Source organism: Amycolatopsis sp. NPDC050768 (assembly GCF_040654155.1).
Lineage (GTDB): Bacteria > Actinomycetota > Actinomycetes > Mycobacteriales > Pseudonocardiaceae > Amycolatopsis.
The window spans coordinates 583708-598606 of record NZ_JBFAHL010000002.1; the positions used below are offsets into that span (position 1 = coordinate 583708).

Consider the following 14899-nt stretch of genomic DNA (forward strand, 5'->3'; position numbering starts at 1 on the left):
GGGGGGTTGTGTTCGCGCCCAACGGTCCCGGCACCGACCACACTCCAATTGGGGGGCGCGCCGCGGGGGGGGGGGGGGGGGGGCCCCCCCCCGGGCCGGGGGGGGGGGGGGCCCCCCCCCCCCCCCCCCACCACCCCGTGAACGCCGAAGGGGCCTCCTCGACAATCGAGGAGGCCCCTTCGGTGCGTCAGGCGGACGTCAGTGCTTGGGGTCCGGCCCGGCCTGGTCGCTCAGCATGCGCAGGGCGTTGACGAGGCCACCGACCAGGTCACCCTCCTTGAACGACGCGACCATGCTCGCCACGGCCAGGTTGGCGCCGCGGTCGGGCAGGCGGACGTGGGAGCGCTCGCCGATCACGATCTCGATCGCGCGCTGCGCGGGCGAGACCGCGAGGACCACGGAGTTGGCCGGGTCCTCGGTCGAGGCCAGCAGCTTCTCGGCTCCGGCGCGGGTGTCCTCGCCGAGGTCGCCGAGGTACACGCTGAAGGCGACGCCGGACTCGCGCGTCGCGAAGGTCAGCGCCTCGTCCAGGCGAGCGAGCTGCTGAACCGAGAACGGACTGGTCGGCTCGGCGGGCTCGTACATCTTGGCCGCAGAACGGCGGCCGCTGTTGGTGATCACCTCACCAAAGGGCAGGTCCTTCTCCGCGACGTCGACCGCAGTGGCCGAGTGCGCGAGTTCACCACTTGCCACGTGCGCCTCCGGCAGCAGTCACGGTGCCCGAGGGCACCACAGAGTCCGGATCGACGGCGTGGTGACCCGCACCGACACCCTCCGGGTTGGCGGTCCACCACATCGCGGGGTACTCCCACGGCTGTCCCGGCCGGTACCGCGGCGTCCCCGAGAACTTCTTCCGCAGGGTGGCTGCGCCGACCACCAAGTAGATGGCCAGGGGGATGACCGCGTAGACCAGGATCGTCTCGACAACGTTCACGCCGGTGAGCGTATCGGATGGCCCCGGCGGCCACCGCGCGGCGCCGCGCCGATAGGTGACCGCTTGTCGTTCGGGAGCGCCCGTCCGCCGCTTGGCTCGCGCACGCTGGAACGTTGGGGCGAAGCCGGGCGGGCCGAAAGGTTGCAACTCAACGTACAGGCGGCCGTACCGGTCGCCCCCGTCTTGTCGGCGCACTGAAATCCTCGTAGCTTTTTCACCTGTACGGGCCTTGTGGTCCGCTCCTCAGCCCCAGCAGGTCACGCACCGGTCCCAGGAGGCCACCTCATGCAGAGTGTCCAGCCCCCCGCTCAGGCGATCACCGAGCCCATTTCGTCACCCAGCGAGACCGAATTCCTGCCCGGAACGCGTGTGACGTCCGGCACAAGGGTTACCCGCGGTACTCGGGTCACTCGCGGTACCCGCGTCACCGGCGGCACGCGAGTCACTCGCGGCACCCGGGTCACCCGCGGCACGCGCGTCACCAACGGCACCCGCGTGACGGCCGGCACCCGCGTCACGAGGGGCACCCGCGTGACCCGTGGCACGCGAGTCACGTGCGGCACCCGGGTCACCCGTGGCACGCGAGTCACCCGCGTCACCCGGGGCACCCGCGTGACCTCGCAGGCCGACTTCGCGCTGGCCGCCTGACAAAAGCACAACGCGCGCACCCGGCAAGGGCGCGCGCGTGAAGACGAAGCCGCCGCGCGGACCACGCGCGGGCACGGTTCAGCGACTCATCGGCTCGCCCCGGCCGCCGTACAGGCAGCCGGGGCGCCGACGTGTCAGAGCCTTCCGAACGGGCCCGTCAGACCGTCCCTCAGGCCGCGGAACCCAAGTACGGCCGCCACAGCGGGTCGGCCTCCTTGGAGTGCGCCAGCAGGCGCCAATGCGGGCCGTGGGGCGCCCTCGGCACCACGCGCAGGCGCCAGCCCAGCTCCGAGAGGAGCTTGTCGGCCTTGCGGTGGTTGCACTTGGCGCAGCAGGCCACGCAATTGGTCCAGCTGTGCGGTCCGCCGCGGCTGCGCGGCAGGACGTGGTCGATCGTCTCGGCCCGGCCGCCGCAGTAGGCGCAGCGATACCGGTCGCGGTGCATGAGCCCGGCCCGGGTCAGCGGCACCTTCGCGCGGTACGGCACGCGCACGTACGTGCTGAGCCGGATCACGGACGGGACGGGCAGCGACACGGTCGCGGCGTGCAGCTCCACGCCACCCGGGTCGCCGTGGACGACTTCCGCCTTGCCGCACATCACGAGCACCACCGCGCGCCGCATGGGCAACGCGGTGAGGGGCTCGAAGGTGGCGTTCAGCAGCAATACGCGACGGCGGCCCCAGGGCGGGGTCGCCGGGTCCCGGCCTCTACGCTGTCCGGGCGGACGGGAAACTCCCCCTGGTCGGGTCCCCGGCCCGGCCGGGTTCGTTCCGCCGGGTGCGGAACCTCCCGGGCAGGCGCGCAGGACCGTCTCCGGCGACTGCTCGGCCATGGCTTGGCCGGCGCCGCCGAGGGGGACGGGTTGTCGGTCTGGCACTCGACCACCTCCACCGGTGCAGGCATAGTCGACCACACATCAGCCCCAAAGTGCACGTGTGTTACGTGACGTGTCACGTGCCTGCGACCCAACATCCACTTGCCGTTGGGTGAACCGAAGCGACGGAAGGACTGTTCGACCCCGTGAACGCCGTGCTCAGCGCCCCGCCAGCGTGCATCTCCGACCCCAGCACCTGGTGCTCACAGGTCTTTTCGATCACGCACAACGAGTGGCTCGCAGGTTCGGCGGGCTGGCTCGTGACCAAGCCGCTGCGGATCATCCTGATCCTGGTCCTCGCGTTCCTCGTGCGGTATCTCACACGCCGGCTCGTCGACCGCGTGACCACGCTGCCGCGCGGCGGCACCGGCAAGCTGCCCACCCTGTTGAGACCGCTGCGCGAACGCGCCCCCGACGTGCTCGGCCCGGCCGTGGTGGAGCGGCGCCGGCAGCGGGCCACGACGATCGGCTCGGTGCTGAAGTCGATGGCCACGTTCCTCATCTACGGCCTGGCGTTCATCCTCGTGCTGGGCGAACTGGGCATCAACCTGGCGCCGATCATCGCGTCTGCGGGCGTTGTCGGTGTCGCGATCGGGTTCGGCGCGCAGAACCTGGTGCGCGACTTCCTGTCCGGCATCTTCATGATGATCGAAGACCAGTACGGCGTCGGCGACATCGTCGACATCGGTTCGGCCACCGGCACGGTCGAGGCCGTGGGCCTGCGCATCACCACGCTGCGCGACCTCCAGGGCACCGTCTGGTACGTGCGCAACGGCGAGGTGCTGCGCGTCGGCAACTCCAGCCAGGGCTTCGCCGTGGCCGTGGTCGACGTGCCGCTGGGCTACTCCGCCGACGTCGACCTCGCCACGACCGTGCTCACCGCCGCGGCCACGAAGGCCTCCGAGAGCGAGGCGCTCGCCGCCAACGTGATGGAGCCACCGGAGATGCTGGGCGTGGAGAAGGTCACACCGGAGGGCATCCTGCTGCGCCTGACGGTGAAAGTGCGGCCCGGCAAGCAGTGGGCCGTGCAGCGGGCGCTGCGCGCGCACCTGCTCGCCGCGCTCGAGGAAGCCGGCTTCGAGCCGCCGCTGGGCCGGTTCCTGTCCGCACCGGGCGCCGACAAGTAGCCGGGGTAAGGGCAAGATGGAGGGGTGTCGACTGTGAGTGGCTCCGAACCCGCGAACCTGTACGAGGCCGTGGGCGGTGAACCGACGTTCCGGCGGATCGTCTCGCGCTTCTACCAGGAAGTGGCGACCGACGAGATCCTGCGCCCGCTGTACCCGGAAGAAGACCTCGGCCCGGCCGAGGAGCGCTTCCGGCTGTTCCTCATCCAGTACTGGGGCGGCCCGCATACCTACTCCGACCGCCGCGGCCACCCGCGGCTGCGGATGCGCCACGCGCCGTTCAAGATCGGCCCGATCGAGCGCGACGCGTGGCTGCGCGCGATCCGCGTGGCGGTCGACGAGGAGAACCTGCCCGAGCCGTACCGCGAGCAACTGTGGGCCTACCTCGAGATGGCGGCCCACAGCATGATGAACAGCTTCGTCTGATGAGACGCCCGGTTGCGGGGCACCGCCGGTCCCCGGAGGGCCCGCCCCGCCCGGCCTGGTGGTCCGACGCCGTCTTCTACGAGATCTACGTGCGCTCGTTCGCCGACTCCGACGCCGACGGGGTCGGCGACCTCGAAGGCATCCGCAGCCGGCTGGGGTACCTGGAGCTGCTTGGCGTCGACGCACTGTGGCTCACGCCGTTCTACCGCTCCCCCATGGCCGACCACGGCTACGACGTGTCCGACCCGCGTGACGTGGACCCGATGTTCGGCACGCTCGGCGATTTCGACGTGCTGCTCACCGAGGCGCACAAGCGCGGCATCAAGGTGACCGTGGACATCGTCCCGAACCACACCAGCAACCAGCACTCGTGGTTCAAGTCGGCGATGGCCGCCGCGCCCGGCAGCCCCGAGCGCGACCGCTACGTCTTCCGCGACGGCCGCGGCCCCGACGGCTCGGAACCGCCCAACAACTGGGTTTCCGTGTTCGGCGGGCCCGCGTGGACGCGTGTGCCCGACGGGCAGTGGTACCTGCACCTGTTCGCCGCGCAGCAGCCGGATCTCAACTACGCCAACGCCGAGGTGCGCTACGACCTCGAGCGCACCCTGCGCTTCTGGCTCGACCGCGGCGTCGACGGGTTCCGCATCGACGTGGCCCACGGCATGGCGAAGCCGCCCGGCCTGCCCGACATGGACCCGCGCGCGTCCGGCTTCGGCGGCGGTGAGCACTTCGACCCGCGCTTCGACGACGACGGCGTGCACGAGGTCCACCAGATGATCCGCAAGGTGCTCGACGAGTACCCGGACACGATGGCCGTCGGCGAGATCTGGGTGCACGACGAGGACCGCCTCGAGCGCTACCTGCGGCCCGACGAGCTGCACCTGGCGTTCAACTTCCGCCTCGTCCTCACGCACTTCGACGCCGACGCGATGCGCACGTCGATCGAGCGGTCGCTGGCCGTGCCGCGCGCGGCCGGCGCGCCCGCCACGTGGACGCTGTCCAACCACGACGTGTGGCGCACCGTGAGCCGCTACGGCGGCGGCGAGGCCGGCCTGCGGCGCGCGCGGGCCATGGCGCTCGTGGAACTGGCCTTGCCGGGTGCGGTCTACCTGTACAACGGCGAAGAGCTGGGCCTGCCGAACGTCGAGATCCCGCCGGAAGCGATGGCCGACCCGCGGGCGCGCAGCCAGGGCCGGCAGTTCAGCCGGGATCCGGAGCGCGTGCCGCTGCCGTGGGAGGGTTCGCTGCCGCCGTTCGGCTTCTCGCGCAACCCGCGGACGTGGCTGCCGATGCCGCCCGAGTGGGCCGGGCTCACCGCGGAACGCCAGCTGGAAGACGCGTCGTCCACGCTCTCGCTGTACCGGCGGGCCGTCGAGCTGCGCAAGACGCAAGCCGCTTTCCGCGCCGGTGACGAGCTGGAGTGGTACGGCGCGCCCGCCGGCTGCTTCGCGTTCCGCCGCGGCGGCAAGGGCGGGCTGATCTGCGCGCTCAACACGTCGGCGAGCTCGATCGCCCTGCCGCCCGGCGAGCTGCTGCTGTCCAGCAGCCCGCTCGTGGACGGCAGGCTGCCACCGGACTCGGCGGCGTGGCTGGTCTGAGCGTGGTGAAGAGGGAAAGCTAGCCGCGGGCTCCGGCCTCGAGGCCGAGCATGGCCAGCAGGCCACGCAGGTCGTCCACGTCGCGGGCACGGCCGGCGACGGTCCGGGCCGCCTGGTCGCGCTGGTGGCGCAGGCCTAGCTCCGCGGAGACGCGGGCTCGGGCGAATTCACTGGTGTCGGGGGACAGCGGACGGCGTTCCGAGCGCATCAGGCTCCTCTGTGAAAAGCAGTCGTCGAGATACAGGTGGGACGACGGCCGGACCGAGCAGCCGGCTCGGGCCTCGCGGTCGGCCGAAGACGACGCCGGCTCTGCTGCCGGCGCGCGGGGGAACTCTCTCGACGTGACCGACGCTACACGACGTGCACCCGCGGGCACAATGAAGCACTGGTCAGCACCGGCACCGGTCCGCCTTCGGTCCACAAGGGACAGACAGTGTGGACTGGTTCCAGCCACCGTGGCGCGCCTGATCAGTGGGCTGGTGCGACCGCGTCCGACGTGGTTAACTGGCCGCGGTCATATTTTGTGTTCGTGCGGTGGGCACTCCCCGCAGCCACGCTCGCAAGATGCGCGGGCGTAGTGGTTCTCCGTCACCGGAAGATCAAACCGTCGGTCTTCGACCCGGGTGCCGAAGTGGTACCTCGATCGTTTTCAGTGGTGGAGACATTTATGACGCAAGGCACCGTGAAGTGGTTCAACGCCGAAAAGGGCTTCGGCTTCATCACGCCGGACAACGGCGGTGGCGACGTGTTCGTGCACTACTCCGAAATCCAGGGCAACGGTTTCCGTAGCCTGGAGGAGAACGCGCGTGTGGAGTTCGAGATCGGCCAGGGCCAGAAGGGGCCGCAGGCCACTTCCGTCACGATTCTCTGACGTCACAACGGTTTCTCCGAGGGGTCGGTGCCACGTGCACCGGCCCCTCGGCCGTTCTCGGGGAACTGCCGGAAAACTCCGCCGGGAACCTTGCCGGAGAACGGTTCGTTGAAAGAGAAGGTCGCGGCCGGCCCGCGAGGGCCGGACCGCACGAACGGTGTGCTCAACCGCAACGGCAATGGCGCCCGGGCACACCGTCGATCCGGCCTCGGTCCTGCAGAGTGCAGCGATCGGACCAGCTCGACAGGAGCGTTCCAGCATCGACACCCCTCGCGCCACCCTTCCCTCCCCTGCACCCTCCGCGACAGCAGTCCGCGAACGGCCCGCACCCGAGCCCATGCTCGCCGGCCGCAAGACGGGTACCGAGGCCTTCCTCGTGAAGCTGTTCGCCGTGGTCCCCCTGCTGGCGGTCGTCGCCGCGGTGCCCCTGGCCTGGGGCTGGGGACTCAGCTGGCTCGACATCGGCCTCGCCGTCGGCTTCTACTACCTCAGCGGCCTCGGCATCACGATCGGCTTCCACCGCTACTTCACCCACGGCTCGTTCCGCGCTCGCCGCGGCCTGCGGATCGCGCTCGCCGTGGCCGGCAGCATGGCGATGCAGGGCCCCGTGATCTCGTGGGTTGCCGACCACCGCCGCCACCACGCCTTCTCCGACCGCGACGGCGACCCGCACTCCCCGTGGCGCTACGGCACCACACCGGCGGCGCTGGCGAAGGGTTTCTGGCACGCGCACATGGGCTGGCTGTTCGACCGCGACAAGACCAACTCGCGCCGCTTCGCCCCGGACCTGCTGGACGATCCGGACATCCGCCGCGTCGACAGCCTCTTCCCCGTGCTGACCGCCGTGACGCTGCTGGCGCCGGCGCTGATTGGCGGCCTCGCCACGATGAGCTGGTGGGGCGCGCTCACGGCGTTCTTCTGGGCCGGGCTCGTGCGGGTGGCGGCACTGCACCACGTGACGTGGTCGGTGAACTCGCTGTGCCACATGATCGGTGAGCGCCCCTTCGAGGCGCGGGACCGCTCGGCCAACTTCTGGCCGCTGGCGATCCTGTCGTTCGGCGAGTCGTGGCACAACTCCCACCACGCCGACCCGACCGGCGCCCGCCACGGCGTGGGCCGGGGCCAGCTGGACACATCTGCTCGGCTCATCTGGCTGTTCGAGAAGCTGAACTGGGCGTCTCAGGTTCGCTGGCCCCGCCCGGAGCGGCTGGCGCGAAAGCTCAAGACCGCCTGACGACGGGACGGACACGTCGTTCCAGCCGGGCCGCCAGCGCTCCCCGATCGGCAGCGGCGCGGCTGGGCGGCGTGGTCCACGCGCCCTTGTCGGAAGCCGAGACGACCTCGGCGACGAACCGGCCCACGAGGGCGGGTTCCGGGACGACGTCTCCGCCCAGGCGTGCGACGACGAGCGGCGGCTCGGCCGGCCTCGTCTCCACGGAAAGCGTCCAGCCCTGCCGGTAGTTCCAGAGCAACATCAAGTCACGGCCCGGATAACGCGGCGAGCGGCGACTCAGCGCCACGTAGGCCGTGACCGTGTCTGCGACTTCGCACGACGTCCCCTCCACTGAGACGTCCACGGCTTCGGCAACCGCGCGTACGTAGCCGACCAGCGCCCGTCTCAGCACCAGTGGGTCTTCGTGTACGGCTTCGGTTGTCAAGCGATCGGGACCGGACAGGAGCATGGGTCTCCCCTCCACCGTCGGCAATTCGGCTCTGGCGGGCGGAAACGGCCTGCGGACCGCGTGCGCGCAAAAAGCCACGACAACCGGCGGTGCGGTGTTCGAGGTCGCGCCGAATCGGACATCGGCGGCTCATCCGGCACCGACTCTACCCGGAGTTTCGGTCCACGGGGACCGCCTAACCGCTCTGACCTCCGTTCATCCCGCCTGAACCGTCGCCGGAATCGGCCACTGACGTGGCGATCCACGCCGCGAACAATGCGGCTTGGAAATACGGAGCGGCCTCACCCACGACTCGGCCGACCTTCGAAAAGCGCCCGGTGCGCACGGTTTGGCCCGCCTGCTCGGGCCCCTCTGCGTCCGCCGGGCGGTCGGTGCGCCACGGCGTCTGCTCGGCGCGCACGTCGGCGAGGAAATCCGCCGTCGGGTCACCGTCGGGGTCGGTCATGTCCCCACCCTCGCACTGTCGCCGGAAACGCACCACGGCCACAAGGAAATCGCAAGGAATTAAGAAGCGAAGGGGCAATGGCGGGTGCCTTCCGCGCGCTATTCCAGACAAAGCGAACAGACGACCTGCCTGGAACGAGCGTCGCGGCAAAAACCCGAATTTCAGAAAAGCAGCGGCAACAACGCGTGCCTTCTTTTCAACACCGCCCCATACCGGGCATCCAGCCGCAGCCACGAGTCCGTGGCCGTCACGCGGACCACGTCGCCGGCGATGGACGAGTCGAACAACCCCATGCCCGACAAGGCGAACAGGCACCGCAGCTGCACCTTCACCTCGAGCTCGCCGCCGGTCACCGTGAGCACGGCCTGGTCCATCAGCGACGCCGGCGGCGTGCCGTGCGGGCCGACGTTGTCGCGAGCCAGGGTGACGCCCCGGTCGGCCAGGTCGGACACCACGCCGACCGGCAGGTCGTCCACGAGCTGCCAGCGGCCGGGCGCGGGCAGCTCCGCGTGCCAGAGCAGGTCGCGCGCGGGGCCGGGGTCCATGACCTCGCCGCCGGCGACCGTGAGGGCCGCCAGCAGCTCGTTGCCCGACACGGTGATGTCGGCCGGGGTCACGGTCCCCGCCACCGCGCGGGTGGCGAGGACCTCGAACGGCGTGGCCGTCCACGCTTCGACAGTGCCGATACCGCTGCCACCGTCGGGGCGGTTGCGCAGGCGCACGGCAGTGTTGCCGTCGAGCCGCACCGCGCGGGCGACGAACGCGCCGAGTGTGTCGCGGTCGCCCGCGTCGGGAATGCGCAGCTCAGGCATCGGCGAACACCTTCTTGAGGAACTCGGTCTCCTCGGCGGAGAGGCGCCGCGGCCGCAGCTTGACGGTGTCGTACGGCGCCAGCACCGTCTCGGCGGTCACGGCCACCGGGTCCGATTCCTCGGGCCCGGTGTGCACGACGTAGGCCAGCGTGATGCTGGCCGCCCTCAGCTCGGTGAGCGTGATCTCCACCCGCACCGACGTCTCGGGCGTGACGACGATCGGCGCGCGGTAGTGCACGCCGAGCTTCACCACGACCACACCCTTGGGCAGCTCGGTGAGCCCGGCTTTCACCGCGTCGCCGAACAGCACCGGGATCCGGGCCTCTTCCAGGAGCGTCACCATGTTGGCGTGGTTGACGTGCCCGTACACGTCCATGTCCGACCAGCGTGGCCGGACCTGCGAAACGAAGGTCACCGCACCGTGCTCCTGATCTGGCGCGCCGCCACCGACAGCGTCGCGAGGTCGAGGCGCCCGGAGCGGGTGATCTCGTCGAGCGCCACGCGGGCGCGCGACAGCCGCGACGCGTTGGTCTTCTCCCACTGCGCGATCTGCGCGTCGGCCTCCACGTCCTGGTCGCTGTGGCGCAGCGCGTCGAGCGTGATGGCGCGCAGCGAGCCGTACACGTCGTCGCGCAGCGAGAGCCGGGCGAGGGCGTGCCAGCGGTTGCCACGTTCGAGCTTGCTGATCTCGGTGAGCATCTTGTCGATGTCCAGGTGGTCCGAGAGCGCGAAGTACAGCTCGGCGGTATCGGCCGGGCTGTGCAGCGCGTCGAGCCCCACCTGCTGCTCGGCCAGCTCGGCGACCTCGACCACGTCGAGCAGGCCGTAGCTGTGCAGCAGCAGCGCCACCCGGCGGGCGAGATCGGCGGGCACGCCGTCGGCCACGAGCTTGCCGGCCTGCTCCTCCACGGACTCCAGCTCGCGGCCGCGCAGCAGGTCGCCCAGCTTCGGGCCGAGCTCCGCGACGACCGGGCCGAACCGGTTGATCTCGGCCAGCGGCGCGAGCGGCTGCGGCCGGTTGGTGAGGAACCAGCGGGCGGCGCGGTCGAGCAGCCGGCGCGTCTCCAGCACCATCGCGTCGGCGACCGCGGTGGGCACCACGTTGTCGAGCGCGTCGATCTCGGTCCACAGCGTCGGCAGGTCGTAGACGTGGGTGACCACGGCGTACGCGCGCACCACGTCGGTGGCCGTCGCGTTCATCTCCTCCATGAGGCGGAAGACGAACGAGATGCCGCCGCCGTCCACCAGCTCGTTGGTCACGAGCGTGGTGATGATCTGGCGGCTCAGCGGGTGCTGCGAGATCGCGTCGGTGAACTGCTCGCGCAGCGGCTTCGGGAAGTACTCGGGCAGCCGGCGCGTGAACACCTCGGAGTCGACCAGCTCGCTCGCGAGCAGCTCGTCCTTGAGGTCGAGCTTCACGTGGGCCAGCAGCGTCGCGAGCTCCGGCGAGGACAGGCCTTCGCCCGCCTTCTCCAGCGCGCGGAACTCCGAGGAGCTCGGCAGGGCTTCCAGCTTGCGGTCGAACGCACCCTTCGCGACGAGAGACGACACCTGCCGCGCGTGCACGGACACCATCGGGCCGGCGTGGGCCCGGCTCACGCCGAGCACCGCGTTCTGCCGGTAGTTGTCGGCCAGCACCAGGTCGGAGACCTCGTCGGTCATCTCCTCCAGCAGCGAATTGCGCCGCGTGTGCTCGAGGTTCCCGGTCGCCACGAGGTGGTCGAGCAGGATCTTGATGTTGACCTCGTGGTCGGAGCAGTCGACGCCGGCGGAGTTGTCGAGCGCGTCGGTGTTGATCTTGCCGCCGGCCCGCGCGAACTCGATGCGGCCGAGCTGGGTCAGGCCCAGGTTGCCGCCTTCGCCCACGACCTTCACGCGCAGCTGGTTGCCGTTGACGCGGATCGCGTCGTTGGCCTTGTCGCCCGCGTCGCCGTGGGTCTCGGTCTCCGCCTTGACATAGGTGCCGATGCCGCCGTTCCACAGCAGCTCGACCGGCGCCAGCAGGATCGCCTGGATGAGCTCCATCGGCGGCAGGTGCGTGACGCCTTCGGCGATGCCGAGCGCCGCGCGCACCTGCGGGCTGATCGGGATCGTCTTGGCCGAGCGCGGGTAGATGCCGCCGCCCTCGCTGATGAGCGAGCGGTCGTAGTCGTCCCACGAGCTGCGCGGCAGGTCGAACAGGCGGCGCCGCTCCGCGAAGGTCGCCGCGGCGTCCGGGTTCGGGTCGAGGAACACGTGCATGTGGTTGAACGCGGCCACGAGCCGGATGTGCTCGCTGAGCAGCATGCCGTTGCCGAAGACGTCGCCCATCATGTCGCCGATGCCGACGGTCGTGAAGTCCTCGGTCTGCGTGTCCTTGCCCAGCTCGCGGAAGTGGCGCTTCACGCTCTCCCACGCGCCCTTGGCCGTGATGCCCATGGCCTTGTGGTCGTAGCCGACCGAGCCGCCGGAGGCGAACGCGTCGCCGAGCCAGAAGCCGTACTGGCCCGAGACCTCGTTGGCGATGTCGGAGAACTTCGCGGTGCCCTTGTCGGCCGCGACGACGAGGTAGCTGTCGTCGGCGTCGTGGCGCACCACGCCCGGCGCGGGCACGGTCTTGCCCTCGACGCGGTTGTCGGTGAGGTCGAGCAGGCCCGAGATGAACATGCGGTAGCACGCGATGCCCTCGGTCAGCTGCGCGTCGCGGTCGAGGCTCGCGTCGCCGGTCGGGGCCGGCGGACGCTTCACCACGAAGCCGCCCTTAGCGCCCACGGGCACGATCACGGCGTTCTTCACCGCCTGCGCCTTGACCAGGCCGAGCACCTCCGTGCGGAAGTCCTCACGCCGGTCCGACCAGCGCAGGCCACCGCGCGCGACCTCGCCGAAGCGCAGGTGCACGCCTTCCACCCGCGGCGAGTACACGAAGATCTCGAACTTCGGGCGCGGTTCCGGCAGCTCCGGCACGCCGCTCGGGTCGAGCTTGATCGCGAGGTACGGCCGCGTGGCGCCGTCCGCGCCGGTCACGTGGTAGTTGGTGCGCAGCGTCCCGTTGATCACGGCCATGAGGCGGCGCAGAATGCGGTCCTCGTCGAGGCTCGTGACCTCGTCGATCATCTCGGTGATCTCGCCGACCAGCGAGTCCTCGCGCGTCTTGCGGTCCACATCGGACAGTTGCGGGTCGCAGCGCGTCTCGAACAGGTTCAGCAGCCGCATGGCCACTTCGGTGTGCTTGAGCACCGTGTTCTGGATGTATTCCTGGGAAAACGGGCTGCGGGCCTGCTGCAGGTATCGCGAGTACGCGCGCAGCACGGCGGCCTGGCGCCACGTGAGGCCGGCGCGCAGCACGAGGCCGTTGAAGCCGTCGACCTCCGCGTCGCCGCGCCACGCCGCGTGGAACGCCTCCTGGAACCGCTCGCGCAGCGCGTCGAGCGCGACGGTGCTGCTCTCGTCGAGGTACTTCGCCGAGATGCGCAGGCCGAAGTCGTAGATCCAGCTGGCGCCGCCGTCTTCACGGAACAGCTCGTACGGCCGCTCGTCGACGACCTCGACGCCCATGGCCTGCAGCACCGGCAGGACCTTCGACAGCGAGACGCCTTCGCCGCGCAGGTAGAGCTTGAAGCGGCGCTCGCCCGGCTCCGCGTCGGCCGGCAGGTAGAACGACAGCGCCAGGTCGCCCTCGTCGGCCAGCGTGTCGAGCTTGCGCAGGTCGGCGAGCGCCTCGTCGGCGGTGAAGTCCTCCTTGTAGCCCTCCGGGAACACCGCGGCGAAGCGCTGACCCTGGTCGACGGCGGACTCCTCGCCCATCACGCCAATCGGCTGGCCGTCGCCCGCGCGCTCGCGGCGCTCGGCGAGGATCGCCTCCACCATGCGGTCGTCCCAGCTGCGGACGACGGTGTTGAGCCGTTCCTGGATCCGCAGCGTGTCGGGGTCGATCCGGTGGGCCGGGTCGGTGTGCACGATGAAGTGCACCTGCGCGAGCACGGTTTCGCCGATGCGGGCGCTGTACTCGAGCTGAGTGCCTTCCAGCTCCTCCAGCAGCACCTTCTGCATCGCCAGCCGCGAACGCGTGGTGTAGCGGTCGCGCGGCAGGTACACGAGGCAGGAGTAGAAGCGGCCGTACGGGTCGCGGCGCAGGAACAGCCGCAGCCGCCGGCGATCCGACAGCGTGATCGCGCCGGTCGTGGTGGCGTAGAGCGAATCCGTGTCGGCGGAGAACAGGTCGGCGCGCGGCCAGTTCTGCAGCACCTCCAGCATCCGCTGGCCGGAGAACGACTCCATCGGGAAGCCGGCGCGGTGGATGACCTCGCGCACGCGCTTGCACACCACGGGGATGTCGAGCACGTTCTCGTGCAGCGCCGTGGTGGTGAACATGCCGAGGAACCGGTGCTCGCCGGTCACGTTGCCCTCGTCGTCGAACGTCTTCACGCCGACGTAGTACGGGTACACCGGCCGGTGCACGGTCGAGGGCGCGCTCGCCTGCGTGAGCACCAGCAGCGTCGGGGACAGCGCGCTGGTGTAGTCGTCCGGGCCTGCGGTGAGGCTGCGGGCGGCGAGGCTGTCCTGGCGCAGCACACCGAGGCCGGACGCGAGGACCGCGCGCAGCGCCGGCTCGTCGGAGTCGTGGTGCGGGTTCTCGACCAGTTCGTAGCGGCGGTAGCCGAGGAAGGTGAAGTGGCCATCGGCGAGCCAGCGCAGCAGCCGGGCGCCCTCTTCGACCTGCGTGGGGTCGGGCAGCTTCGGCGGGTCCTGCTCCAGCGACTCCGCCACGGAGCACGCGGTCTGCGCCATCTTGTCGGCGTCCTCGACGACCTCCCGGACGTCACCCAGCACCGAGGCCAGCCGGTTGTCCAGCTCGCGGGCGCGGTTCGGGTCCGTGACGAGGTCGATCTCGAGGTACATCCACGACTCGGCCGCCGACATCGCGGGCGGGTTGGCCGGGTCGGCGTCGGGGTGCAGGCCCTCGAGCTCGCCCGTGACGTCGCGGCTGACCACGACGATCGGGTGGACGATGCGGTGTACCTGCACGCCGTCGCGCGCGAACTCGGCCGCCACGCTGTCGACGAGGTAGGGCATGTCGTCGGTGACCACCTGCACGACGGTGGCCTCGCGGGTCCAGCCGTCCTGCGCCGCGGTGGGGTTCAGCAGCCGGACCGCCGGGCGTCCCGGCATGCGCTGCTTCGCCAGCTGCAGGTGCGAGCGCACCGCGCCGACGAGCGCCACGGGGTCGTCACCGACGATCTCCTCCGCCGGGATGTGGCGGTAGTACAGGCGGATCAGGTCACCGATCTCGGGCGCCAACGCCGCCGCGGCGTCGATCAGCGCGTCCCGGAGCTGCTCCGGGCTCGCCGAGCGACACAACGCGCCGACTTCGGCACCGACATCTGTTCCGGGCGGGGACGAGACTCCCGTCGAGCTCATGTGAGGCAACTCTCCAGTTTCGAGATCGAGACGCGTCCGTCACCACAACGTGGCGGACACCCCCACACTAATCCGACCCCGCCGGGCC

At 70.6% G+C, this 14899-nt stretch carries 15 protein-coding genes; 6 read left to right on the forward strand and 9 right to left on the reverse strand.

Translation table 11 applies throughout. From position 1 onward, the window contains the following. Positions 1-198: 198 nt before the first annotated feature. Together AB0H62_RS09920 and AB0H62_RS09925 are read right to left on the reverse strand one after the other, a co-directional pair. Entirely contained in the window at positions 199-693 is a 495-nt protein-coding gene (locus AB0H62_RS09920; protein ID WP_220242994.1) for a DUF5130 family protein, read from the reverse strand. Beyond that, positions 680-934, reverse strand: a complete 255-nt coding sequence (locus AB0H62_RS09925) for a hypothetical protein (protein ID WP_220242995.1) — start codon at positions 932-934, stop codon at positions 680-682. The genes AB0H62_RS09920 and AB0H62_RS09925 overlap by 14 nt, the downstream gene beginning before the upstream one ends. Positions 935-1219: 285 nt before the next feature. Between AB0H62_RS09925 and AB0H62_RS09930 the strand changes: the two genes are divergently transcribed. Further along, entirely contained in the window at positions 1220-1582 is a 363-nt protein-coding gene (locus AB0H62_RS09930) for a hypothetical protein (protein WP_360585329.1), read from the forward strand. Positions 1583-1751: 169 nt separating this feature from the next. Here the strand turns inward: AB0H62_RS09930 and AB0H62_RS09935 are convergent, their stop codons facing one another. After that, entirely contained in the window at positions 1752-2204 is a 453-nt protein-coding gene (locus AB0H62_RS09935) for an HNH endonuclease (RefSeq protein ID WP_220246993.1), read from the reverse strand. A 398-nt stretch (positions 2205-2602) separates the two neighbouring features. On the opposite strand from AB0H62_RS09935, the gene AB0H62_RS09940 reads away from it, so the two are divergent. The 3 genes from AB0H62_RS09940 to AB0H62_RS09950 are packed head-to-tail and all read left to right on the forward strand — an operon-like array spanning position 2603 to position 5604. After that, positions 2603-3583, forward strand: coding sequence for a mechanosensitive ion channel domain-containing protein (locus AB0H62_RS09940; RefSeq protein WP_360585331.1), 981 nt, complete (start codon positions 2603-2605; stop codon positions 3581-3583). Between the two features lie 33 nt (positions 3584-3616). Further along, positions 3617-4006, forward strand: a complete 390-nt coding sequence (locus AB0H62_RS09945) for a globin (RefSeq protein ID WP_354883941.1) — start codon at positions 3617-3619, stop codon at positions 4004-4006. Further along, complete coding sequence (locus tag AB0H62_RS09950) at positions 4006-5604, forward strand: glycoside hydrolase family 13 protein (protein ID WP_220242998.1); 1599 nt, start codon at positions 4006-4008, stop codon at positions 5602-5604. Before AB0H62_RS09945 ends, AB0H62_RS09950 begins: the two co-directional genes overlap by 1 nt. A 19-nt stretch (positions 5605-5623) precedes the next feature. Here AB0H62_RS09950 and AB0H62_RS09955 read toward each other — a convergent pair whose 3' ends face one another. Continuing rightward, positions 5624-5812: a hypothetical protein gene (locus AB0H62_RS09955; protein ID WP_220242999.1), complete on the reverse strand. Its 189-nt coding sequence runs from the start codon at positions 5810-5812 to the stop codon at positions 5624-5626. A gap of 459 nt (positions 5813-6271) precedes the next feature. On the opposite strand from AB0H62_RS09955, the gene AB0H62_RS09960 reads away from it, so the two are divergent. Further along, on the forward strand, positions 6272-6475 hold the full coding sequence (locus AB0H62_RS09960; protein WP_220243000.1) for a cold-shock protein: 204 nt from the start codon (positions 6272-6274) through the stop codon (positions 6473-6475). A 337-nt stretch (positions 6476-6812) separates the two neighbouring features. Next, on the forward strand, positions 6813-7709 hold the full coding sequence (locus AB0H62_RS09965) for a fatty acid desaturase (protein ID WP_220243001.1): 897 nt from the start codon (positions 6813-6815) through the stop codon (positions 7707-7709). On the opposite strand, the gene AB0H62_RS09970 is transcribed toward AB0H62_RS09965, so the two are convergent. The 5 genes from AB0H62_RS09970 to AB0H62_RS09990 form a co-directional block, all read right to left on the reverse strand. Then, on the reverse strand, positions 7696-8100 hold the full coding sequence (locus AB0H62_RS09970; protein WP_220243002.1) for a DUF6292 family protein: 405 nt from the start codon (positions 8098-8100) through the stop codon (positions 7696-7698). The two genes, AB0H62_RS09965 and AB0H62_RS09970, sit on opposite strands and share 14 nt — an antisense overlap. A gap of 232 nt (positions 8101-8332) precedes the next feature. Then, on the reverse strand, positions 8333-8602 hold the full coding sequence (locus tag AB0H62_RS09975; RefSeq protein WP_220243003.1) for a hypothetical protein: 270 nt from the start codon (positions 8600-8602) through the stop codon (positions 8333-8335). Between the two features lie 161 nt (positions 8603-8763). Then, entirely contained in the window at positions 8764-9414 is a 651-nt protein-coding gene (locus tag AB0H62_RS09980; RefSeq protein ID WP_220243004.1) for a hypothetical protein, read from the reverse strand. After that, complete coding sequence (locus AB0H62_RS09985) at positions 9407-9829, reverse strand: thioesterase family protein (RefSeq protein WP_360585335.1); 423 nt, start codon at positions 9827-9829, stop codon at positions 9407-9409. Before AB0H62_RS09985 ends, AB0H62_RS09980 begins: the two co-directional genes overlap by 8 nt. Next, positions 9826-14811, reverse strand: coding sequence for an NAD-glutamate dehydrogenase (locus tag AB0H62_RS09990; RefSeq protein ID WP_220243006.1), 4986 nt, complete (start codon positions 14809-14811; stop codon positions 9826-9828). The genes AB0H62_RS09985 and AB0H62_RS09990 overlap by 4 nt, the downstream gene beginning before the upstream one ends. Positions 14812-14899 lie beyond the last annotated feature (88 nt).